The organism is Pseudomonas sp. ES4, from assembly GCF_050586665.1.
Taxonomy (GTDB): domain Bacteria; phylum Pseudomonadota; class Gammaproteobacteria; order Pseudomonadales; family Pseudomonadaceae; genus Aquipseudomonas; species Aquipseudomonas frederiksbergensis.
Map to the genome: position 1 here is coordinate 87795 of NZ_JBOBDO010000007.1, position 21850 is coordinate 109644.

17 protein-coding genes and 5 tRNA genes are annotated in these 21850 nt (G+C 59.6%); 6 read left to right on the forward strand and 16 right to left on the reverse strand.

Features of this window, described 5'->3' with window-relative positions; genetic code table 11:
* The first annotated feature begins 19 nt into the window (after positions 1 to 19).
* Together ACQ4OB_RS10785 and ACQ4OB_RS10790 are read left to right on the forward strand one after the other, a co-directional pair.
* The gene (locus ACQ4OB_RS10785) at positions 20 to 910 is read left to right on the forward strand and encodes a LysR family transcriptional regulator (protein ID WP_008151271.1); all 891 of its coding nucleotides are present in this window, start codon (positions 20 to 22) and stop codon (positions 908 to 910) included.
* A 63-nt stretch (positions 911 to 973) separates the two neighbouring features.
* Positions 974 to 4252 (forward strand): EAL domain-containing protein, encoded by a 3279-nt coding sequence (locus ACQ4OB_RS10790; RefSeq protein ID WP_074875224.1) that lies wholly within the window; start codon positions 974 to 976, stop codon positions 4250 to 4252.
* 47 nt (positions 4253 to 4299) lie between these two features.
* Here the strand turns inward: ACQ4OB_RS10790 and ACQ4OB_RS10795 are convergent, their stop codons facing one another.
* From ACQ4OB_RS10795 to uvrB, 11 genes are all read right to left on the reverse strand, one after another.
* A complete protein-coding gene (locus ACQ4OB_RS10795; protein ID WP_008151276.1) occupies positions 4300 to 4746 on the reverse strand; it encodes an Hsp20 family protein in 447 nt (148 codons plus the stop codon).
* Positions 4747 to 4868: 122 nt separating this feature from the next.
* Entirely contained in the window at positions 4869 to 5828 is a 960-nt protein-coding gene (locus tag ACQ4OB_RS10800) for a tRNA dihydrouridine synthase (RefSeq protein WP_074875222.1), read from the reverse strand.
* Positions 5829 to 5994: 166 nt separating this feature from the next.
* Entirely contained in the window at positions 5995 to 6444 is a 450-nt protein-coding gene (locus tag ACQ4OB_RS10805) for an acyl-CoA thioesterase (RefSeq protein ID WP_074875220.1), read from the reverse strand.
* A 47-nt stretch (positions 6445 to 6491) separates the two neighbouring features.
* Positions 6492 to 7325, reverse strand: coding sequence for an alpha/beta fold hydrolase (locus tag ACQ4OB_RS10810; protein WP_140893593.1), 834 nt, complete (start codon positions 7323 to 7325; stop codon positions 6492 to 6494).
* Positions 7326 to 7356: 31 nt separating this feature from the next.
* Positions 7357 to 7896 carry a TetR/AcrR family transcriptional regulator gene (locus ACQ4OB_RS10815; protein ID WP_008028313.1) on the reverse strand — a complete coding sequence of 180 codons (540 nt, stop codon included), beginning with the start codon at positions 7894 to 7896 and terminating at the stop codon, positions 7357 to 7359.
* A 184-nt stretch (positions 7897 to 8080) separates the two neighbouring features.
* Positions 8081 to 8156, reverse strand: a tRNA-Glu gene (locus ACQ4OB_RS10820).
* Positions 8157 to 8236: 80 nt separating this feature from the next.
* Positions 8237 to 8312 (reverse strand) — tRNA-Ala (locus ACQ4OB_RS10825).
* 53 nt (positions 8313 to 8365) lie between these two features.
* Positions 8366 to 8441: transfer RNA gene (locus ACQ4OB_RS10830), tRNA-Glu, on the reverse strand.
* Between the two features lie 79 nt (positions 8442 to 8520).
* A tRNA-Ala gene (locus ACQ4OB_RS10835) sits at positions 8521 to 8596 on the reverse strand.
* A 190-nt stretch (positions 8597 to 8786) separates the two neighbouring features.
* Positions 8787 to 10268, reverse strand: coding sequence for a glutamate--tRNA ligase (gltX, locus tag ACQ4OB_RS10840; protein WP_074875216.1), 1482 nt, complete (start codon positions 10266 to 10268; stop codon positions 8787 to 8789).
* Positions 10269 to 10415: 147 nt separating this feature from the next.
* Positions 10416 to 12431, reverse strand: coding sequence for an excinuclease ABC subunit UvrB (gene uvrB, locus ACQ4OB_RS10845; protein WP_074875214.1), 2016 nt, complete (start codon positions 12429 to 12431; stop codon positions 10416 to 10418).
* A 336-nt stretch (positions 12432 to 12767) separates the two neighbouring features.
* On the opposite strand from uvrB, the gene ACQ4OB_RS10850 reads away from it, so the two are divergent.
* Together ACQ4OB_RS10850 and ACQ4OB_RS10855 are read left to right on the forward strand one after the other, a co-directional pair.
* A complete protein-coding gene (locus tag ACQ4OB_RS10850; RefSeq protein ID WP_102615227.1) occupies positions 12768 to 13964 on the forward strand; it encodes an amino acid aminotransferase in 1197 nt (398 codons plus the stop codon).
* Positions 13965 to 14198: 234 nt separating this feature from the next.
* Entirely contained in the window at positions 14199 to 14399 is a 201-nt protein-coding gene (locus ACQ4OB_RS10855; protein WP_074875210.1) for a hypothetical protein, read from the forward strand.
* Here the strand turns inward: ACQ4OB_RS10855 and ACQ4OB_RS10860 are convergent.
* On the reverse strand, positions 14396 to 14626 hold the full coding sequence (locus ACQ4OB_RS10860) for a hypothetical protein (RefSeq protein WP_008007186.1): 231 nt from the start codon (positions 14624 to 14626) through the stop codon (positions 14396 to 14398). The genes ACQ4OB_RS10855 and ACQ4OB_RS10860 overlap by 4 nt on opposite strands.
* Before the next feature lie 227 nt (positions 14627 to 14853).
* Here ACQ4OB_RS10860 and ACQ4OB_RS10865 point away from each other — a divergent pair.
* Positions 14854 to 14929, forward strand: a tRNA-Asn gene (locus ACQ4OB_RS10865).
* A 120-nt stretch (positions 14930 to 15049) separates the two neighbouring features.
* On the opposite strand, the gene ACQ4OB_RS10870 is transcribed toward ACQ4OB_RS10865, so the two are convergent.
* On the reverse strand, positions 15050 to 16567 hold the full coding sequence (locus ACQ4OB_RS10870) for a nucleobase:cation symporter-2 family protein (protein WP_102615228.1): 1518 nt from the start codon (positions 16565 to 16567) through the stop codon (positions 15050 to 15052).
* Positions 16568 to 16862: 295 nt separating this feature from the next.
* On the opposite strand from ACQ4OB_RS10870, the gene ACQ4OB_RS10875 reads away from it, so the two are divergent.
* Positions 16863 to 17348 (forward strand): hypothetical protein, encoded by a 486-nt coding sequence (locus ACQ4OB_RS10875; RefSeq protein ID WP_430955666.1) that lies wholly within the window; start codon positions 16863 to 16865, stop codon positions 17346 to 17348.
* A gap of 3 nt (positions 17349 to 17351) precedes the next feature.
* Here ACQ4OB_RS10875 and ACQ4OB_RS10880 read toward each other — a convergent pair whose 3' ends face one another.
* The 3 genes from ACQ4OB_RS10880 to ACQ4OB_RS10890 all read right to left on the reverse strand — a co-directional run bounded on the left by ACQ4OB_RS10880 (position 17352) and on the right by ACQ4OB_RS10890 (position 21761).
* Positions 17352 to 18179 carry an arylamine N-acetyltransferase family protein gene (locus ACQ4OB_RS10880; RefSeq protein ID WP_430955667.1) on the reverse strand — a complete coding sequence of 276 codons (828 nt, stop codon included), beginning with the start codon at positions 18177 to 18179 and terminating at the stop codon, positions 17352 to 17354.
* Positions 18180 to 18296: 117 nt separating this feature from the next.
* The gene (locus ACQ4OB_RS10885; protein ID WP_074875203.1) at positions 18297 to 19091 is read right to left on the reverse strand and encodes an exodeoxyribonuclease III; all 795 of its coding nucleotides are present in this window, start codon (positions 19089 to 19091) and stop codon (positions 18297 to 18299) included.
* 99 nt (positions 19092 to 19190) lie between these two features.
* Positions 19191 to 21761 carry a bifunctional diguanylate cyclase/phosphodiesterase gene (locus ACQ4OB_RS10890; RefSeq protein ID WP_430955668.1) on the reverse strand — a complete coding sequence of 857 codons (2571 nt, stop codon included), beginning with the start codon at positions 21759 to 21761 and terminating at the stop codon, positions 19191 to 19193.
* Between the last annotated feature and the right edge of the window lie 89 nt (positions 21762 to 21850).

Below are 21850 nucleotides of genomic sequence, written 5' to 3' on the forward strand. Positions count from 1 at the left end.
AACCAACTGGAATACAGCAATGGACCTCGCCAACCTCAATGCTTTTATCGCGATTGCCGAGACCGGGAGCTTCTCCGGCGCTGGCGAACGGCTGCACCTGACGCAACCGGCCATCAGCAAGCGCATTGCCGGGCTGGAACAGCAATTGAAGGTGCGTCTGTTCGATCGCCTGGGCCGGGAAGTCAGCCTGACTGAGGCCGGACGCGCCTTGCTGCCGCGGGCCTATCAGATCCTGAATGTGCTGGACGACACCCGCCGCGCGCTGACCAACCTGACCGGCGAAGTGACTGGCCGCCTGACCCTGGCCACCAGCCACCACATAGGCCTGCACCGCTTGCCCCCCTTGCTAAGGGAGTTCACCCGACGTTACCCGCAAGTGGCGCTGGATATTCAGTTCCTCGATTCGGAAGTGGCCTACGAAGAAATCCTCCATGGCCGCGCCGAACTGGCGGTCATCACCCTGGCGCCGGAGCCCCACGCACTGGTCAAGGCCACGCCGGTGTGGGACGACCCGCTGGACTTCGTGGTCGCCCCGGAGCATTCGCTGATCAGCCACGGCCCGGTCAGCCTGGCGGACATTGCCCTGCACCCGGCGGTTTTCCCCGGCGGCAACACCTTTACTCACCACATCGTCCGGCGCCTGTTCGAAGCTCAAGGCCTGACGCCGAACATCGCCATGAGCACGAATTATCTGGAAACCATCAAGATGATGGTCTCGATCGGCCTGGCCTGGAGCGTGTTGCCGCGCACTATGCTTGACGATCAAGTGGCGCGAATACCTTTACCAGGCATACAACTCACTCGCCAGCTAGGCTATATCCTGCACACAGAAAGGACACTATCGAATGCGGCGCGAGCCTTCATGGCCTTGCTGGATGCACAAATCGATCTGCCAGGGACTCTCGGCTAAGCTGTGCTACGTCTATAGAGCTTCGAGTCACTGACCTGACCCCCACTCAGCCAAGGCTTGCCAATGCCGAAATCTGTTGACCGTATTCCGCCGATGCCGCGTATACAAGCGCTTGACCCAAAACGGTCCGAGCAGAGTTGGGAGAGCGCCCCACAATTGCTGGCCGCCCTCAACGGTGCACGACTGGGCGCCTGGTATTGGGACATCGAGCGTGGGCAGATCAGTTGGTCGCGGGGGACCCAGGCGCTGTTCGGCTTCGATCCCCGGCAACCGCTGCCGGCGGATCTGGAATACCTCGACTTGCTGCCGCCAGAGGATCGGGCGAAAACCATTCGCGCCTTCGACGCGGTGATCGCCGGCGCCCCGCTGGAACAGGCGATGCATCACCGCATTCGCTGGCCCGACGGCAGCCTGCACTGGCTGGAGATCAACGGCAGTCTGCTGCCGGACAAACACGGCCGGCCACGCATGATCGGCGTCATCCGCGAAATCACCCACCAGCGTCAGCGCGAACAGGCGTTGACCAGCTCAGAAAAACGCTTTGCCACGCTGTTCCACCTGTGTCCGAACATGGTCCTGCTGACTCGCCAGGAAGACGGCCTGATCAGCGAAGCCAACCAGTATTTCGAAAGCCTGTTTGGCTGGCCAGTTCAGAACGCTATTGGTCGTACCACCCTGGAACTGGGCCTCTGGGTGCATCCGGAACAACGGACGCAACTGGTCAAAGCCACCAAGGCCAAAGGCGAACTGATCAACATGGAGGTGCAATTTCGTGCCAGCAACGGCCAGATCCACGACGGCATCCTCAGCGCACAAAAAGTCGAGCTAGAAGGCCAGCCGTATCTGCTGAGCACGTTTCTGGACACCACCGAACGCAAAGCCGCCGAGCTTGCCCTGAAAGACAGCCAGGAGCGCCTCGACCTGGCGCTGGATTCGGCGCAACTGGGTACCTGGGACTGGCACATCCCCAGCGGCATGCTGTACGGCTCGGCGCGCGCCGCCCAGCTACATGGGCTGGAAGCCATACCTTTCCATGAATCCTTCGACGAGTTTTTCGAAGGCGTACCCGACGAAGAACGCGGCTCCATGCGCGATGCCTATCGCAGCCTGCGAGAAGGCCCGGCCGGCAATTATCAACTGACCTACCGCGTACAACTGCAGGACGGCAGCTCACGCTACCTGGAAAGCCGCGCCCGGCTCTATCGCGACGAAAACGGGGCCCCGCTGCGCATGGCCGGCACCCTGCTCGACATCACTGACCAGGTGGAGCGCGAGCAACTGCTGGTGGCGTCCGAAGAGAAGTTCGCCACCCTGTTCCAGGTCAGCCCGGACCCGATTTGCGTGACCCGTCAGGACACCGGCCAATTTATCGAGATCAATTCCAGTTTCACCCAGACCTTCGGCTGGAGCGCCGCCGACGTGATTGGCCGCGGCGCCGACGAAATCGGTCTATGGGACGCTTCGGCACAAAGCCTGCGACGCATCGAGCAGGTCATCCGCGAACAGGGCCTGAACAACGTGGCGATCCTCGTTCAGCACAAAGACGGGCAAGCCCTGACCTGCGTGATTTCCAGCCGCCAGATCAGCGTCGGCGACCAGCCGTGCATTGTTACTACCCTGCGCGATATCACTCAGCAGCAACGCTCGGAAGCTGCGCTCAAGGCCAGCGAAGAGAAGTTCGCCAAGGCCTTCCACTCCAGCCCCGACGCCATCACCATCACCGAGCGCGACACCGGGCGTTATCTGGAGGTTAACGATGGCTTTTGCCGCCTGACCGGCTACCGCGCCGATGAAGTGGTCGGCCGCACGGTGTACCAGGTCGGCATCTGGGCCGAGGAAAAACAACGTTCAGCGCTGCTCGCCGAACTCCAGATCAAGGGCCGGGTACTTCATCAGGAAATGCTCGGACGCAATAAACGCGGCGAGTTGCTGACCGTCGAAGTCTCGATAGAACCAATTACCCTCAACGAAACCGCGTGCCTGCTGCTGACCGCGCGGGACGTCAGCCTGCTGAAAAACGCCGAAGCGCAGATCCGTCACCTGGCCTACCACGACCCGCTGACCAACCTGCCCAACCGCGCCCTGCTGATGGATCGCCTGAGCCAGCAGATTGCCTTGCTCAAGCGCCACAACCTGCGCGGCGCCCTGATGTTTCTCGACCTTGATCACTTCAAGCACATCAATGATTCGCTCGGCCATCCGGTGGGCGATACCGTGCTGAAAATCATCACCGCGCGCCTCGAAGCCAGCGTGCGCATGGAAGACACCGTCGCGCGCTTGGGCGGTGACGAATTCGTGGTGCTGCTCAGCGGACTCGAAGGCTCGCGCAACGAGGTCAGCGAGCAAGTCCTGCAACTGGCGGACACCTTGCGTGAACTGCTGTCGGAGCCGATGTTCCTCGACGGACAACGCCTGCAAGTAACCCCGAGCATCGGTATCGCGCTGATTCCCGATCACGGTTCGACACCGACCGACCTGCTCAAGCGCGCCGACATTGCCCTCTATAGAGCCAAGGATTCGGGCCGCAACACCGCGCAGATGTACCACAACACCATGCAGAAGGCGGCGAGCGAACGCTTGCGCATGGAAACCGACCTGCGCCTGGCCCTTTCCCGGGGCGAGTTCCGCGTGCATTACCAACCCCAGGTCGACGCCCGGAACGAGCGCATCGTCGGCGCCGAGGCCCTGGTGCGCTGGAACCATCCGGAACTCGGCGAGCAATCGCCCACCGAGTTCATCAAGGTGCTGGAAGACAGCGGACTGATTCTGGAAGTGGGTACCTGGATCGTCGACGAGGCCTGCAGCGCCTTCAAACAGCTGATCGCCAACGGCCTGGTCGATCCGCTGGACTTCAGCCTGTGCGTCAACATCAGCCCACGGCAATTTCGCCAGAATGACTTTGTCGAACGCATCGAACACAGCCTCGTCAGCCACGGCCTGCCCTGCTCGCTGCTGAAACTGGAAATCACCGAAGGCATCGTGATCCAGAACCTGGAAGACACCATCAACAAAATGCGCAGCCTGAAAAAGCTCGGCGTGAGTTTCGCCATGGACGATTTCGGCACCGGTTATTCCTCGCTGACCTACCTCAAGCGTTTGCCGGTCGACACCCTGAAAATCGACCAATCATTCATCCGCGACGCCACCACCGACCCCAACGACGCCGAGATCATCCGCGCCATCGTTGCCATGGCCCGCAGCCTGGAATTGAAAGTGATTGCCGAAGGGGTCGAGACGCCTGAGCAGCTGGAATTCTTGCAGGGGCTGGGCTGCCATTTCTATCAGGGGTATTTGCACAGTCCTCCGCTGCCTGTGGAGGACTTCCAGAAACTGCTCAAGTGACGGGCACAAAAAAAGGGCGCCGATGGCGCCCTTTTCATTGCCCTGCCTCAGTGCTGCAGCGCAGGTTTTTGCGTCCCGTTGATCGGGATGCGTTTGGCTTTCGCCTCTTCCGGAATGACCCGCAACAGGTCGATGCTCAACAAACCGTTGCTCAGACCGGCGGCCTTGATTTCGATATGGTCCGCCAGACGGAAGGACAGTTTGAAGGCACGCTGTGCGATGCCCTGGTACAGATAGGTGACGTCTTCGGTCGCGTCACGTTTGCCGCCACTGATGGTCAGCACACCTTTTTCCACTTGCAGCTCCAGGTCTTCTTCCTGGAAGCCGGCGGCCGCTACGACGATGCGGTATTGGTCGTCGCCGTGTTTTTCCACGTTGTAAGGTGGGTAGGTGCTGCCTGGCTCGTTGCGCAGGGCGGTTTCGAACAGGTCATTGAAACGATCGAAACCGACCGAGGAACGGAACAGTGGTGCCATGGAAAATGCAGTACTCATGATTCAAATCTCCTGAAAACATATCAGCAAGTTTTTTTGTCTCCGCGACCCGAATTCGGCATCGCGTAATCCTTAAATAAGGACCGCTGATTGCTTTTCAAGAGATTATTTTCAGATTTTTTTCAGGCGGCTTCGGACACCTGCAAGCCCAGTAAACGCGAGACCTGATCCAGTTCGGTCTCACGACGCAGCACGGTAAACAGCTCGACCGCTTCGGGATAATTGCGGGTCAGCATCGCCAGCCACTGCTTCAAGCGACCCGGCGATTGGCGGGCTGTCATCTGCGCCTTGGCTTGCAGCCAGAAGTCCTGAATCAGCGGCAGCAATTGGGCCCAGGTCATCTCGACGACGTCCTCACCGGCCCGCGCCATTGCGATTTGCCGTGCCAGGTCCGGGCGCGAAACCAGGCCGCGACCGAGCATGATGTCCTCAACGCCGCTGATTTCACGGCAACGACGCCAGTCTTCGACGCTCCAGATGTCGCCATTGGCGAACACCGGCACCTTGACCACATCCTGCACCCGGGGGATCCACTCCCAATGGGCCGGGGGCTTGTAGCCGTCAGTTTTGGTCCGCGCGTGAACCACGATGTGCGCCGCGCCACCTTCGGCCAGGGCCGTGGCACACACTAGCGCACCGTCCGGGCTGTCGAAACCGAGGCGCATCTTGGCAGTCACCGGAATGTGCGCCGGAACGGCACGGCGTACGTGTTCGACGATCCGGTTCAGCAGCTCAGGCTCTTTGAGCAGGACTGCGCCGCCACGGGACTTGTTCACGGTCTTGGCCGGGCAGCCGAAGTTAAGGTCAATGACCTCGGAGCCCAGTTCGCAGGCCAGCGCGGCGTTTTCCGCCAGGCATACCGGATCGGAACCGAGCAGTTGCACCCGCAGCGGCACGCCGGATGCGGTGCGGGCGCCGGTCAGCAGTTCCGGGCCGAACTTGTGGTAATAGGCAGGCGTGAGCAGTTGATCGTTGATCCGAATGAACTCGGTCACGCACCAATCGATACCGCCCACACGAGTCAGCACGTCCCGCAGGATGTTGTCGACCAACCCCTCCATGGGCGCCAAAGCAATTTGCATGAAAAACACACTCAACGAAAAACGTGCGGCAGTTTACTGGATTGCGCGAGGAATCTGCAGAACATCCCACATTCCACTGTAGGAGTGAGCCTGCTCGCGATAGCGTTGTGTCAGCCAACAGTGATGTTGCTGATGCACCGCTATCGCGAGCAGGCTCGCTCCTACATTAGATTTTGGTTGTATCCAAGACTTGCAACGCAGGGCCGTAGCCCTCGATGAACTCCGCCGGCATGCGCTTGGGCTTGCCGGTCGACAGTTCGATGCAGACGAAGGTGGTCTGCGCCCGCAGCAGCGTGGTGTTGTCGCTCGGGCGCTTCAACTGGAAGTGCCGGGTCATTTTCAGGCGTTGGTCCCAATCGACGATCCAGGTCGCCAATTGCAACTCATCGCCTTCATAGGCGGCCGCCAGGTAATCGATCTCGTGCCGCACCACCGCCATCGCCCGATCCAGCCGACGATACTCGACCAGGTCCAGGCCAAGCCGCTGGGAGTGGCGCCAGGCACAGCGTTCGAGCCAGGTCACATACACCGCGTTGTTCGCGTGACCCAACCCATCGATGTCCTCTGCGCCGACTTCCAGGTCAATGATAAATGGCGTTGCCCGATCCCAGCCCATGCCCCACTCCCGGTCAGAAAATTTTCACCGGGGAGTGTAACGGATGCTCAAGCCGATTGGCGCGATTGCAGACTGCGACCGGCGAGCAACGAAAGAACGCCTTCGATCACCCGAGGGTCAGCCAGCACCCGCTGATGACCACCCTCTTCCAGGCGCAACAGACGGCTGTCAAACCAGGCCTCGTTGATCAGCTGCGATTCCTTGACCGGAACGTAGCAGTCATCTTCGGCGTGAACGATCAGGCCGGGCATGTCGAGCTGATAGTGCGCGACATCCAGTGCCGCAGCGCGCATGCCGACGTCTCTTTCGACCTGACGTATGAACGCCGAACGGGCTTTCGGTGGCAGCCGTACATAGCGGGCGAAACCGCGCAATACGCCGAGTATTCGCGCCGGGGCCGCGATAGTGACCAGGGTTTCAGTACGCAAGCCCAACTGCACGGCGAGCATGGCACTGGCACCGCCCATGGAGTGGCCGATGACGGCTTGCAGCGGTGGCAACTCGGCAGCGGCCTCAAGCATGGCCCGGGCGAACAGCACCACATTGGCCTCGCGACCCGGCGAGCGACCGTGGGCCGGACCGTCCAGCGCAACCACCGTGTAACCGGCATCGACCAGCGCGGTGATAAGGCTGGCGAATTGAGTCGGCCGGCCTTCCCAACCGTGCATCAGCAACACCGCGGGGCCTTGCCCCCAACGCAGCGCCGAGAGACCGAAGCGCAGGGTGATTCGCTCGGACTTCGCCAACAGCGGCAATTCCCAATCACGCGGCGGCAGTTCTCGCGGTGTCATGAATGCCAATCGCATTTTGCTCGCGACCAGTTTCGGTGCGAACCAGCCCAAGGTGCCATTAACGCCACGAACCCACTTCAACGTGCTCATCGCTCTCACTCCTCAGGCCAATGCCTTTAGGTCACAGCACCGCAGACTTGGCGGCGCGCAGCAATCGATCGGACAATTCTCCTGGCCCCAACGCGCGAGCCAAAGCCAAACCACCGACCATCAGAGCCATATCGGCAAGGGCCTTGTCGGTGTCTTCCGGGCTGGCCGCCAACTGCGCGACCATCATTTCCACATGCTCGTTCAACGCCACGCGAAACGCGTCCGGCAGACGCCCCAGCTCGCCGACAGAAGCCGGAATCGGGCAGGCTGACTCAGAGGAATCACGGTGTTTGCGTGACAGATAAAACGCAGCAACCAATGCGCGACGTTCTTCGCCGGTCAATTCGGCATCCATGTCGGCGATCAAGCCACGGCGATGACCGAGCAACTGCTTGAACGCTTCCAGCATCATCGCGTCCTTGCTTTCGAAGTGCGCATAGAAACCGCCGACGGTCAGGCCGGCCGCCCCCATCACTTCGCCCACGCTCGGTTCGGCCGGGCCACGCTGAATCAGCGCTGCGCTGGCAGCCTTGAGGATGCGTTCGCGGGTTTGAGCTTTTTTATCGTTCATCGTTGCCTCCGAATATTACGACTAGAATATTATTCTCATAATAATTTTACGCAAGTCGTGGTTGTGACCGCTGGTCTGAAGAACAGTTTGAAAGAAATAGGGGGATTTGGCCAAACGCCAGACAAACAAAAGGGCCATTCAATAATTGAATGACCCTTATAAAATCCCGCAGAGCGGGTAATCGTGGCGTCCCCTAGGGGACTCGAACCCCTGTTACCGCCGTGAAAGGGCGGTGTCCTAGGCCACTAGACGAAGGGGACGCAAAACCTTCTATACAACTGATCAGTGCTGAGAGCTGATCGATTCAAGGCCGGTGTGGCCAGACCTTGAACTGTAAAATTGGTGGAGCTAAGCGGGATCGAACCGCTGACCTCCTGCATGCCATGCAGGCGCTCTCCCAGCTGAGCTATAGCCCCGGATTTTTCGCCTCGCGGCAGAGCGACATCTTGCAACATCGCTTCTGTAAAACTGGCGTCCCCTAGGGGACTCGAACCCCTGTTACCGCCGTGAAAGGGCGGTGTCCTAGGCCACTAGACGAAGGGGACGCAAACCCTTCTATACAACAGATCACCGCTGAGTGGTGATCGCTTCAAGGCCGGTGTGGCCAGACCTTGAAGTGTAAATTGGTGGAGCTAGACGGGATCGAACCGTCGACCTCTTGCATGCCATGCAAGCGCTCTCCCAGCTGAGCTATAGCCCCTCATCGCTGAGGACGGGGCGAATCTTAATGGCGCATCGGAAGGCTGTCAAACTTATTTTTAAAATATTTCAAAGTTTTTTGCCGACATAACAATCACTTACCGCCCTCCCCCTGCAAAACCGGGGTGGCGCCGAAGAGCAGGATCAAAAGATCGCAGCCTTCGGCAGCTCCTACGCAGGATCAAACAACCTTAGGCGATGTTGCCCAAGAGTTTTTCCCACTCCTTGTTTTCCTTCTTCGACACGCCGCCCAGCAAGTCGATCGCCTGGCGCAGACGGAAACGGGTCAGGTCCGGCCCCAGGATCTCCATCGCATCGAGCACCGACACCGAACTGGCCTGGCCAGTGATCGAGGCAAACATCAGCGGCATGGCGTCACGCAATTTCAGTTCCAGGGATTCGACCACCGCCTGAATCGTTGCGGTGATGCTGTCCTTCTCCCACTGACGCAGGCTTTCCAGCTTCCACAAAATCAACTGCATCAACTGACGAACCTGATCGCCCGACAGCTTCTTGGATTCGAACAGCTTGGCGTCCGGGTTCACGCCACCGGCGAAGAAGAAACCGGCCAGCGGTGCAACCTGGCTGAAGGTTTCGACGCGGCCCTGCACGTGCGGCGCGATCTTCATCATGTATTCCGGGTTCAGCGCCCATTTTTGCAGGCGCGAAGCGAACTCTTCCACCGGCAGGTCGCGCAGCCACTGACCGTTGAGCCACGACAGTTTCTCGATGTCGAAAATCGGCCCGCCGAGGGAGACGCGGCTCAGGTCGAAGTGATCGACCATTTCCTGCAGCGAGAACTTCTCGCGCTCGTCCGGCATCGACCAGCCCATGCGACCGAGGTAGTTGAGCATCGCTTCCGGCATGAAGCCCATGCGCTCGTAGAACGTCACCGAGGTCGGGTTCTTGCGTTTGGACAGCTTGCTCTTGTCCGGGTTACGCAACAGCGGCATGTAGCACAGCTCGGGTTGTTCCCAGCCGAAGTACTCGTACAACAGAATCAGTTTCGGTGCCGAGGGCAGCCATTCTTCGCCGCGCAGGACGTGGGTGATGCCCATCAGGTGGTCATCGACGACGTTGGCCAGGAAGTACGTTGGCAGACCGTCGGTCTTCATCAGCACTTGCATGTCCATGCGATCCCACGGGATCTCGACGTCGCCACGCAGCATGTCCGGCACCACGCAAACGCCTTCGCTCGGCACTTTCATGCGGATCACGTGCGGCTCGCCAGCGGCCAGGCGACGCGCGACTTCTTCCTTGGACAGCAACAACGCACGGCCGTCGTAACGCGGGGTTTCGCCGCGGGCCATTTGTTCGGCGCGCATCTGGTCGAGTTCTTCAGCGGTGCAGAAGCACGGGAAAGCGTGGCCCATTTCGACCAACTGCTGGCAGTACTTCTGATAGATGTCGCCACGCTCGCTCTGACGGTAAGGACCGTGCGGGCCGCCAACATCCGGGCCTTCGCTCCAGTCGATACCCAACCAGCGCAAGGCGTCGAAAATCTGTTGTTCGGACTCGCGAGTCGAACGCAATTGGTCGGTGTCTTCGATCCGCAGGATGAACTCACCGCCGTGCTGCTTGGCAAAGCAGTAGTTGAACAAAGCGATGTAAGCGGTACCTACGTGGGGATCCCCGGTAGGCGATGGCGCGATGCGAGTGCGGACGGTGGTCATGGCAAGTCTCGAAATGAAGATAAAACAAAGGGCGAATGGTAACAGGCGTTGCCCGCCCGGCTCCAGTGAGCAGGGCATTTAAGCCAAGATTTGCACCATTGACCCTGTGGAGCTTGCCCGCGAAGAGACCAGTACGAGCGCAGCAAATCAGACGGTGATCAACCGCTCACGCAACTTGCCAATTTCATCGCGCATCTGCGCCGCCGCTTCGAATTCAAGATCCCGCGCCAATGCGTACATCTTCTCTTCCAAGGCTTTGATGCGCTTGGCGACTTCCCCCGGCGAACGCAATTCCGCTTCGTACTTGGCGCTTTCCTCGGCGGCCTTGGCCATGCCTTTGCGCTTCTTGCTGCGCGAACCCGGCACGGTGGCGCCTTCCATGATGTCGGCAACGTCCTTGAACACGCCCTTGGGCGTGATGCCATTGGCCAGGTTGAAGGCAATCTGCTTGTCGCGACGACGCTCGGTCTCGCCGATCGCCCGCTCCATGGAACCGGTGATGCGATCCGCATAAAGAATCGCCCGACCATTGAGGTTGCGCGCCGCCCGGCCAATGGTCTGGATCAGCGAGCGCTCGGAACGCAGGAAGCCTTCCTTGTCTGCATCAAGGATCGCCACCAGCGACACTTCCGGCATGTCCAGGCCTTCACGCAGCAGGTTGATCCCCACCAGCACATCGAAGGTGCCCAGACGCAAGTCGCGGATGATTTCGACCCGCTCCACCGTGTCGATGTCGGAGTGCAAATAACGCACCCGCACACCGTGGTCGGCCAGGTAATCGGTCAAGTCTTCAGACATGCGCTTGGTCAACGTGGTGACCAGCACCCGCTCTTCCAGCGCCACGCGCTTGCCGATTTCCGAAAGCAAATCGTCGACCTGGGTCAACGCCGGACGGATTTCGATTTGCGGGTCCACCAGGCCAGTCGGGCGGACCAGTTGCTCGACCACGCGACCGGCGTGCTCTGCCTCGTAATTGCCCGGCGTGGCCGAAACAAAGATCGTCTGCGGGCTGATGCTTTCGAACTCATCGAAGCGCATCGGCCGGTTATCCAGCGCGGACGGCAGGCGGAAACCGTATTCCACCAGCGTCTCTTTACGCGAACGGTCGCCCTTATACATGGCGCCAACCTGCGGCACGCTGACATGGGATTCGTCGATCACCAGCAAGGCATCGGCCGGCAGATAGTCAAACAAAGTGGGCGGCGCCTGGCCGGATTCGCGACCGGACAGGTAGCGCGAGTAGTTTTCGATGCCGTTGCAGTAACCCAGCTCGAGGATCATCTCCAGGTCGAAACGGGTGCGCTGCTCGAGGCGCTGGGCCTCAACGAGTTTATTGTTGGAGCGCAAGTATTCCAGGCGCTCCTGCAACTCGACCTTGATCCCTTCGACGGCATCCAGCAGGGTTTCTCGCGGGGTGACGTAGTGGCTTTTCGGATAGAACGTGAACCGCGGCAGCTTGCGGATCACTTCACCGGTCAGCGGATCGAAGGCGGACAGGCTCTCGACTTCGTCATCGAACAGCTCGATGCGGATCGCTTCGAAATCGGATTCCGCCGGGTGGATATCGATCACATCGCCGCGGACCCGGAAGGTCGCACGGGCAAACTCCATGTCGTTGCGGGTGTATTGCAGGTCTGCCAGGCGACGCAGCAACGCACGCTGATCGAGTTTGTCGCCGCGATCCACGTGCAGCACCATCTTCAGATAGGTTTCCGGACTGCCCAGACCGTAGATGCACGACACCGTGGTGACGATGATCGCGTCTTTGCGCTCCAGCAACGCCTTGGTCGCGGACAATCGCATCTGTTCGATGTGATCGTTGATCGAGGCGTCTTTCTCGATGAACGTATCCGATGACGGCACGTAGGCTTCGGGCTGGTAGTAGTCGTAGTACGAAACGAAGTATTCGACGGCATTGTTCGGGAAGAATGCCTTGAACTCACCGTACAACTGCGCGGCCAGGGTCTTGTTCGGCGCCAGGACCAGGGTCGGACGCTGAATCTGGGCGATCACATTGGCGATGCTGAAGGTCTTGCCCGAGCCGGTCACACCGAGCAACGTCTGGTGCGCCAGCCCGGCTTCGATGCCCTCGACCATCAGGCGGATGGCTTCCGGCTGATCGCCGGCGGGCTCGAAACGGGTGACTAGCTGGAATTCAGACATGAAAAACCTCTGGGTTCGCGCCTGTCCGGGTGAGCCGGGCAGCAACGGAAAGACCGCAAACGACCGATGTCGCCCGAGGAAAAAACTGGATTGTGCTCAATGTGGAGCCGATTGCCCTCGCTTTCAAGGCAATCGTCCTACATCAGGTAAAACCTTTGACGGTGCCAATCGACTAACGGTCTAGAAATAATCGGAAAAACTTACCGCAAAAGCCGAATCGTCTGTCGCCATCAATCGCAGATGGCCTCTATACTAGCTCCCCGTTTGTGCACCGCTCTAGTGCATTCGGCTGGAGCGCGACACGTCCCTCCATTTTCCATTCAGAGCCGCCGCAAAATGAGCCTGTTCTCCGCTGTCGAAATGGCACCACGCGATCCAATCCTGGGCCTCAACGAAGCATTCAACGCCGATACCCGCACCAACAAGGTCAACCTGGGGGTCGGTGTTTACTGCAACGAGGAGGGGCGAATTCCACTCCTGCGCGCCGTTGTCGAAGCCGAGACGATTCGCGTCGCTCAACACGCATCCCGTGGCTACCTGCCAATCGACGGTATTGCCGCCTATGACCAGGCCGTGCAAAAACTGCTGTTCGGCAATGACTCGCCGCTGATCGCCGCTGGCCGCGTCATCACCACCCAGGCCGTTGGCGGTACTGGCGCCCTGAAAATTGGTGCCGACTTCCTCAAGCAACTGCTGCCGAACGCCGTCGTGGCGATCAGCGACCCGAGCTGGGAAAACCACCGCGCGCTGTTCGAAACGGCCGGTTTCCCGGTGCAGAACTATCGCTACTACGACGCCGCGACCCACGACGTGAACCGTGCTGGCTTGCTGGAAGACTTGAACGCCCTGCCGTCCGGCTCCATCGTCGTCCTGCATGCTTGCTGCCATAACCCGACCGGTGTGGACCTGAGCCCGGCGGACTGGAAAAACGTGCTGGAAGTCGTCAAAGCGAAAGGTCACGTACCGTTCCTCGACATGGCCTACCAGGGCTTTGGCGATGGCATCGACGAAGACGCCGCTGCCGTGCGCCTGTTCGCTGAATCGGGTCTGACCTTCTTCGTCTCCAGCTCGTTCTCCAAATCGTTCTCGCTGTACGGCGAGCGCGTGGGCGCCCTGTCGATCGTCAGCGAATCGAAAGAAGAAAGCGCGCGCGTGCTGTCGCAAGTCAAACGCGTGATCCGCACCAACTACTCCAACCCGCCGACCCACGGTGCAAGCATCGTCGCCGCTGTACTGAACAGCCCGGAACTGCGTGCCCAGTGGGAAGAAGAACTGGCTGAGATGCGTCTACGGATTCGCGGCATGCGCATCCAGATGGTCGACCTGCTGGCGAAAAACGCGCCACACCGCGACTTCAGCTTCGTCGGCCGTCAGCGCGGCATGTTCTCCTACTCCGGCCTGACGGTTGAGCAAGTGACCCGCCTGCGCAGCGAGTTCGGCATCTACGCCCTGGACACCGGTCGCATCTGCGTGGCTGCACTGAACCAGAGCAACATCGACGTCGTGACCAAGGCCATCGTTGCGGTGATCTGAATCGCCCGGTGATACGAAAAACGGGAAGCCAAAATGGCTTCCCGTTTTTATTGGCCGCAGATAAATCTCAAAGCGGCAGCTGCGCCCTTTAAACTCCACACAAATTAAATGTGGGAGTGAGCCTGCTCGCGATAGCGGTCTTTCTGTCATATAGATACAAGATGTGCCGCCGCCATCGCGAGCAGGCTCGCCCCCACAGGTTTTATGTACACCCGAGAATTCTTGAGAACCCACATGAAAAACGATGACCTACGCGCCGACCGCGATGAGCTGGACCACTTTGTGCCCCGCACCCCGGCCAAACGCGGTAATAACCTGGTGATGCAAGTCGCTGCCGGCGTGTTTCTCGGCGGCCTGGCCTTGTGGCTGGTGCAGCTGGCCGCAACGATGCTATACGCCAAACTGGCGCTCGCTACAGTGACTTTCGGCGGTTAAGCCAGTTCGGTTGCCCGCTGGCTGGCTGCGTCGTCATAGGCGACGTAGAGCGACTCGGCGACCTGGCTTTTGATGGCCTTGGTGCTTTCCAGGCCCAGGACAAACCCTTCGGCCTTGCCACCGGCACGATTCAATTCATCAGCGGTGCTGGCCTGAGTGATTGCGTCGAACAGTTTTTCGGCGTGCGGGCCGACGCCTTTGGGCAGGCTGATCTGAGCGATGCTCATGCGAACACCCCGTTGTGGCGAGGTGTGGTGGTTGGGTGATTCATGGCGCGTACCTTTTCGGCGAATGGCCGGCAGCGCGTGTAACCACTTCCGGGCCGCCATGGTAGACCTCTGAAGCGGTTCTGGTAACCGCCCGCGGTCGATAAACCACCGCCCGTCCCCATGAACCCGTCAAATTGCCAACAGGTGCTTGACTTCTCTTTTTGAATCAGTAACATACACGCCATTCCGCGATAGCTCAGTTGGTAGAGCAAGTGACTGTTAATCACTGGGTCCCTGGTTCGAGTCCAGGTCGTGGAGCCAGACAGCAAAATCAAAAAGCCCCTGAATCGAAAGGTTCGGGGGCTTTTTTGTGTCTGACGAAAAAGCAAAAAAACCGATCTGTCTCTTCAACAGATCGGCCTTTTTCAGCGAGTGCCGGCGTCAGACATGCTCACTGCTTTTCGCATGCATCGTCCGCGGCTCTGCATGCTCATGCTCCGCCTCCACCACCGGAATCTCATTCCCGTCGCAGTCACGCAGCTTGCCGTCGCTGAAATAATCCCCTTCGCGCAACGCTGCCAGATCCTGATAACGCAGGACGCGCTCAGTGCCCGCCGCGAACACCGACTGCTGATCGGAGTTACCGGCAGTGAGGTGGTTGAAGGTCAGGTTCAGCACGATGGCCATGATCGCCGACGAGCTGATGCCCGAGTGGAAGATCGTGGCGAACCAGCTTGGGAAGTGGTCGTAGAAAGTCGGTGCAGCGATGGGGATCATGCCAAAGCCGATGGAGGTGGCAACGATGATCAGGTTGACGTTGTTGCGGTAGTCGACCTTGGACAGCGTACGAATACCGCTGGCGGCCACGGTGCCGAACAGCACGATACCGGCGCCGCCAAGGACAGAAGTCGGTACAGCGGCGATGACGCGGCCCATAAACGGCAGCAAGCCGAGGATCACCAGAAACAAACCGCCGGTAGCCACCACGAAGCGGCTCTTGATCCCGGTCACTGCCACCAGTCCGACGTTCTGGGCGAAGGCACTTTGAGTGAAGGAACCGAAGATCGGCGCGAACATGCTCGACAGCATGTCGGCACGCAGACCGTTGCCCAGGCGTTTGGAGTCGACTTTGGTGCCGATGATTTCACCCACCGCCAGAATGTCGGCCGAGGTTTCCACCAGCGTCACCATCACCACGATGCACATCGACAGGATCGCGGCGAAGTGGAAGGTCGGCATGCCAAAGTGGAACGGCGTCGGGAAGCCAAACATCGGGCCTTGAGTGACGGACGAGAAGTCAGCCATGCCAAGGAACACCGCAATCACCGTACCGATGACCATCGCCAGCAGGATCGACAAGCGGGAGATGGTCGCGCTGCCGATCTTGCTCAACAGCAGCACCAGCACCAGCGTCACCGCTGCCAGACCGATGTTCGCCATGCTGCCGAAGTCCGGGGCATGGCTGTTGCCACCCATGGCCCAGCGTGCGGCCACCGGCATCAGCGTCAGGCCGATGGTGGTGATCACAATGCCGGTGACCAGCGGTGGGAAAAACTTGGTGATTCGCGAGAACACCGGCGTGATCAGCAAGCCGATCAACGACGCGGCAATCACCGCCCCGAGAATCGATTGAAACCCGCCCTCCCCGCCACTGCTGACAATTGCCACCATCGTCGCGACACCAGAGAACGACACGCCCTGTACCAGCGGCAATTGGCAACCGAAAAACGGTAAACCCAGCGTTTGCAGTAATGTCGCCAAGCCCCCCGCAAACAGTGAAGCAGCAATCAACAAACCGATGTCCGCCGGCGAGAGCCCGGCTGCCTGGCCGATGATCAAAGGCACCGCGACGATGCCGCCGTACATGGTCAGAACGTGTTGCAGGCCGTAAGCCATATTCGCGCCGATCCCGAGATTTTCGTCCTCGGGCCGTTGGTGTGAAACATGGGGCGTTTTCATGGTTGGGGGGTTCCCTGGTTTTTGTTATGCGCACACTGTATGCAAGACTCAGGACAAATGTCTATAGAGTTGTATACAACTAATCAGTCAGATTATGGACACATGGCCATTCCATACCAGAGACTTGCCCTGCCACTCCCCCGATAAACCCTGCCGTTGCGCAGCCCTGGCGAACAATTACGGACATGGAAGCCGCCACCTGGAAGCCAAAACCTCCCGACAACATGACGCAAGGCAAGACGTGCACTACCTTGATAGGGGTACGCTCTTTTTGAGACCACGATAGGAAATCGATATGAGCAAGGCTGACCAACTCGCTGCGAAACTGAAGCAAACCCAGCAGTCCAGTGCCGACGCGACACACTGCGCCGATCAGCAGATCGACAGCTGGCCTGCACAGGTTTACGAGCTGTACCACCTCGTCGAAGCCTGGCTGGCGCCGCTCAGCGAAGCGGGCCTGAACATTCGGCGAGTGCCCACGCACGTCTTCGAGCGTCATCCCGACGGTGAAACCTATGACTACGCGATCGACCAGTTACTGATTGAAGGCAATCACCACAGCATCACTTTCGACCCTGTCGCTCGTTTCACCGAGGATGGTGCCGGGCGGATCGAAATCCACACTCAAGGAAAAGCACTCTCGATGCTGCGAACCGTGAACGAACACGGCGAGACACAGTGGTGGCTGCAGGCGATCGATCAATCCGGGCAACAACCGGATGCGATCGCCATGACCGAAGACACCCTGCTGTCGGTGGTGCAGGAGGGGCTTGAGCTGTGAGGTTCAGGGTTGTTGAATCAGTCTTTCAATAACCCGACGCAACGTCACCTCCCGCGGTACCCGAATGTCGAATTCGTTGCGCAACAAATCCATCAATTCGTCCACATCAGCCACCTGCCGCCGTTCAGTCTCACGGCCGATCCGATGAATCGCAAAACTGCCGTTGTTCAGCGTGCGGCGCCACCCTTCGCCGGTGCGCGCCACCATCAGCTGCCTGGCGAACGGCGATTCCGGATGGGTCGAGACATACCAGTTGCCAACGGCGTAATCGATGTCTTCCTGGCGCTGCAAATCGAAAATGTACATCGCCCGCCATTCTCCGGCGACGTTGGCGCGCAGGGTGTAGCCATCCTCGTGCTGCTCGATGCGATACGGTTCGTGAGGTGTGAACTGTTCAACCGGGGTATCGAGCATCAGCGGTGCGGTGGGCACCATGCCGCCGAAGCCGACGTCGGTGATGTAACGCACGCCGTCCAGCGTCACCAGGCTCAAGCGATGTGTGCGGGCGGTCCATGCGCCTTCGGGTTGGCCCATGACCACTCGGCCGGAGATGCCGCGAGCATCGAAGCCCAACGTCTGGAGCAAGGCCAGGAACAGATTGTTGAGTTCGTAGCAGTACCCGCCACGACCATCGTGCAGGACCTTTTGCTCGATGGACGGCAGGTCGATGAGCACCGGTTGCCCCGACAACGTGTTGAGGTTTTCGAACGGGAACGCGCCGGTGTGACGCAGTTGAAGCTGGCACAGGGTTTCCAGGGTCGGCGCGGGAGGCGCGTCGAAGCCCAGGCGCTGGAGGTACAACGCAAGATTGCCCAGATGTGGCTCACTCATTGCTCAGTCCTTATCCTTATGCAGGGGGGCCGGATCTCTCCGCTGACAGGCGCCATGTATAAGGGAAAAAGCGGTTCGACCGACAATTGATTTAGCCAATCGCCACACACTTCAAACTCAACGCCGCTTACGCGGACTCAGTCGAATCCACGCCGGTGCGTGATCACTCGCGTGGGGCTCGTTGCGAACCCAGGCATCCACTCCGCCCTCCTGCAAATAAGGGCTCAGCGCCGGATTAAGCAACAGATGATCGATGCGCAGCCCCGAGTTCTTTTGCCAGTGCTGGCGAAAATAATCCCAGAAGGTATAGAGCCGATCCTGCGGATACAGATGGCGCAAGGAATCGGTCCAGCCCTGGGCCAGCAGGCGCTGATAACACTCGCGGCTTTCAGGTTGCAGCAATGCATCCTTCAGCCAGGATCGCGGGTTGTAAATGTCGAGGTCGGTGGGCACCACGTTGTAGTCACCGGCCAGGACCACAGGATGCTCGCTGGCCTGAAGCGTCTGCGCGTAGTGGATCAGCCGTTCGAACCACGCCAGCTTGTAATCGAACTTCGGCCCCGGCTGCGGGTTGCCATTGGGCAGGTACAGGCAGCCCACCAGAACCCCATGCACGGCGGCCTCCAGATACCGACTATGGGTGTCGCTATCATCGCCCGGCAGGCCTCGACGACTCTCCAGCGGCTGCGCGTCCCGCGCCAGAATCGCCACGCCGTTCCACGACGACTGTCCTTGCCAGAGCGCGCCGTAACCCGCGGCCTCAAGCTCGGCGGCGGGGAACGCACTGTCGACTGATTTGAGCTCTTGCAAACAGGCGATGTCTGGCTGCTCTCGCTCAAGCCAGGCCAGCAAGTTCGGCAGTCGGGCGCGCATGCCGTTGACGTTGAATGTCGCGATTTTCAGGTTTTTCATGGGCCAACGCTCACAACGCAGGGTCGATATCCAGTTGTGACCGAAGGTGCGTGCTGGCAGTTGCCTCTACGGGCGAGTCAGGCGACTAAAGGCGCGGCCCTACACGGGAAACTCGTCATGCGATGCCTTCAGCAATGGCAGCAACGCCTGCTTTTCCATAGGTCGACTCAAATAGAAGCCCTGCACCTCATGGCACTGGTCCGAGATCAGGAAGTCCAGTTGCTCGAGGGTCTCGACGCCTTCTGCGGTCACGGTCAGGCCCATGGCTTTGCCCAGGTTGATGATCGCCTGCACCACGGCGCGGTCATTGCCGCCGCCGCTCATGGACGAGATGAAACGCTTGTCGATCTTGATCCCGTCGAACGGGTACGTGCGCAGGTAACCCAGGGACGAATAGCCGGTACCGAAATCGTCCATGTTCAACCGCACGCCCAGCTCCTTGAGCGCATTCATGGTCGTCAACGCGCCCTCCACATCGATGAGCATCACGTTTTCGGTGATCTCCAGCTCCAGACGACTGGCCGGTAAACGGCTCTGGATCAAGGCCTCCCTGACGTCCTCCACCACATCGCTGCGGGCAAATTGAACAGGCGACAAATTGACCGACACCATCAACGCACCAGGCCAGGTCAGGGCCGTTTCACAGGCTTCGCGCAACACCCAGCGCCCCAAAGGCACGATCAGGTCAGTCTGCTCGGCCAAAGGAATAAACTCGTCGGGGCTCAGCAGCCCCTGCTCCGGATGCTGCCAGCGCAGCAACGCTTCCACCGAGACCACCTGCTTGCCGTCCATGTTGTAGCGCGGCTGGTAGTGCATCAGGAACTCGTTGTTCTTGATCGCCCGGCGCAGGTCGTTTTCCAGTTGCCGACGGTGCTGGATCTGATCGTTCATGTGCGGCGCAAAGTAGCACCAGGTCCTCTTGCCGTCGGATTTAGCCTGATACAGCGCAATGTCGGCACACCGGATCAGTTCATTGGGAATGTGCCCCTGACGCCGACTCAAGGCCACACCGATGCTCGCGCCGATGTGCAGCGTGTGATGCTCGTAATGAATCGGCTGCTGCAGGCTTTCGAGCAAACGCTCGCAGAACCGGTCGATTTCGGCGTGGCTGTCCATGCCGTTGAGCACCAGCACAAACTCATCACCACCGAGCCGCGCGACCAGATCGATGTCCCGCGTGCACTCGCGCAATCGGGTGGCCACTTCCAGCAATACCGCGTCGCCTGCCGGGTGACCGAGGGAATCGTTGATCGGCTTGAAGTTATCCAGATCGATCATCAACAGCACCAGCGCTGCCGAATGCTCTTTAAGCGCCAGGGCCTCGTCGAGGAAACGCGCCAGTTTGTTGCGATTCGGCAGCCCCGTCAGGGCATCGTGCAACGACAGATGCTGGATCTGGGCATGGGCGGCGACTTCATCGGTGATGTCGCTGGCCGTCCCGCGATAGCCCACTACCGCGCCCTTGCGATGGATCGGTCGTGCCGAAACCCGGCAGATACGCTGTTGCCCCGACTGATCGCGATAGGAGCAGCGCAGATGGCTGACGGGCTGTTCTTCATTGAGCTTATGCAGCCACCGCGACAAGGGCAGCGTGTCGCAATTGAGCAGTTGCCCGATGTCCCGCCCTATCCATTGCTGATCGGAAAAACCGGTGACGGTGGAGAAACGTCCTGACAGATAAGAGATGCAATGTTTGTCATCGATTTCCCAGATCCAGTCGGAAGCGGCCTCAGCCACTGCACGAAAACGTTCTTCACTGGCCTCCAGCGCCTGGTTCGATAAATCGAGGCTGGTGTAGCTCGCATCCACGTGCCCGGACGTGCGCAAGACATACCGGAAAAAATAAGCCGTTAACAACGCCAGCACCAACAGCGCGCTGCCCAATGGCGGCAGCAACGACCAGAGCAACTGCTGGCCCGGTTGCTCAAGTCGGGACACCAGGCTGTAGCCAGTGTCCGCCAGCGCCACGGCCGGGCTGCCGGGCGCGATGGCGTTATCCGGCGTCAGGTTTAAATCATGCAAACCGTAATCGGTGCTCAGGGTGCTGAGCTTGTCAGGGCTTAATTGGTCGACAAACACCAGCACCGAGGTGCTTTGCGGATCGACCGCCGGCCTTTCGTCATTGGGAACGATTGCAGCAGCCGTCAGCAATGCCGGTTTGCCCTCGAACAGCGTGAACTGGCTGATCGGGTCAATGAGGCTTTCCTGACGCTGGACTGCTTCTATCAGTGTCGCCATGGATGCCGAAAGATAGGTGGTCGCCGCCTCCTGTACCTGAAGCCCGCGCACCATTGCGTATTTGGTTTGCTGATGATCGACCACGAAGACGCCATCGTAGTGATCGATGCTGAACAAGGTTTTGCCCAGGTTCTGCTCGACGTAAGCCCATTGCACATCAACCTTGCCGTCCAAATGGTCGTAGGCGCTCGTCCAGTTTGCATAACTGGCGATGTAGTTTTTCGAGGCGGTGATGCGATTTTCCAGTGCACGCTGGGTGTAGAAAGTGGTCTTGGCCAGGTCCTGGGCGTCCAGCCGTCCGGCAATGTTGAACAAGGCCAACAAAGCGATCAGCACCCCCAGAACAAACAGCAGGCCGACGACAAACACCAGGTTACGGGTTATCGGCGTATGACGGGGAGCGGTGACGGGGGTTACGGCGGTCATATCCATGCACTGGGTCCTGTGAATCGATTGCCTGATCGGGATGCGACGCTCGCAATGCTTTTTTACCAACGCACTCGCCGAACGTTCACTGAACA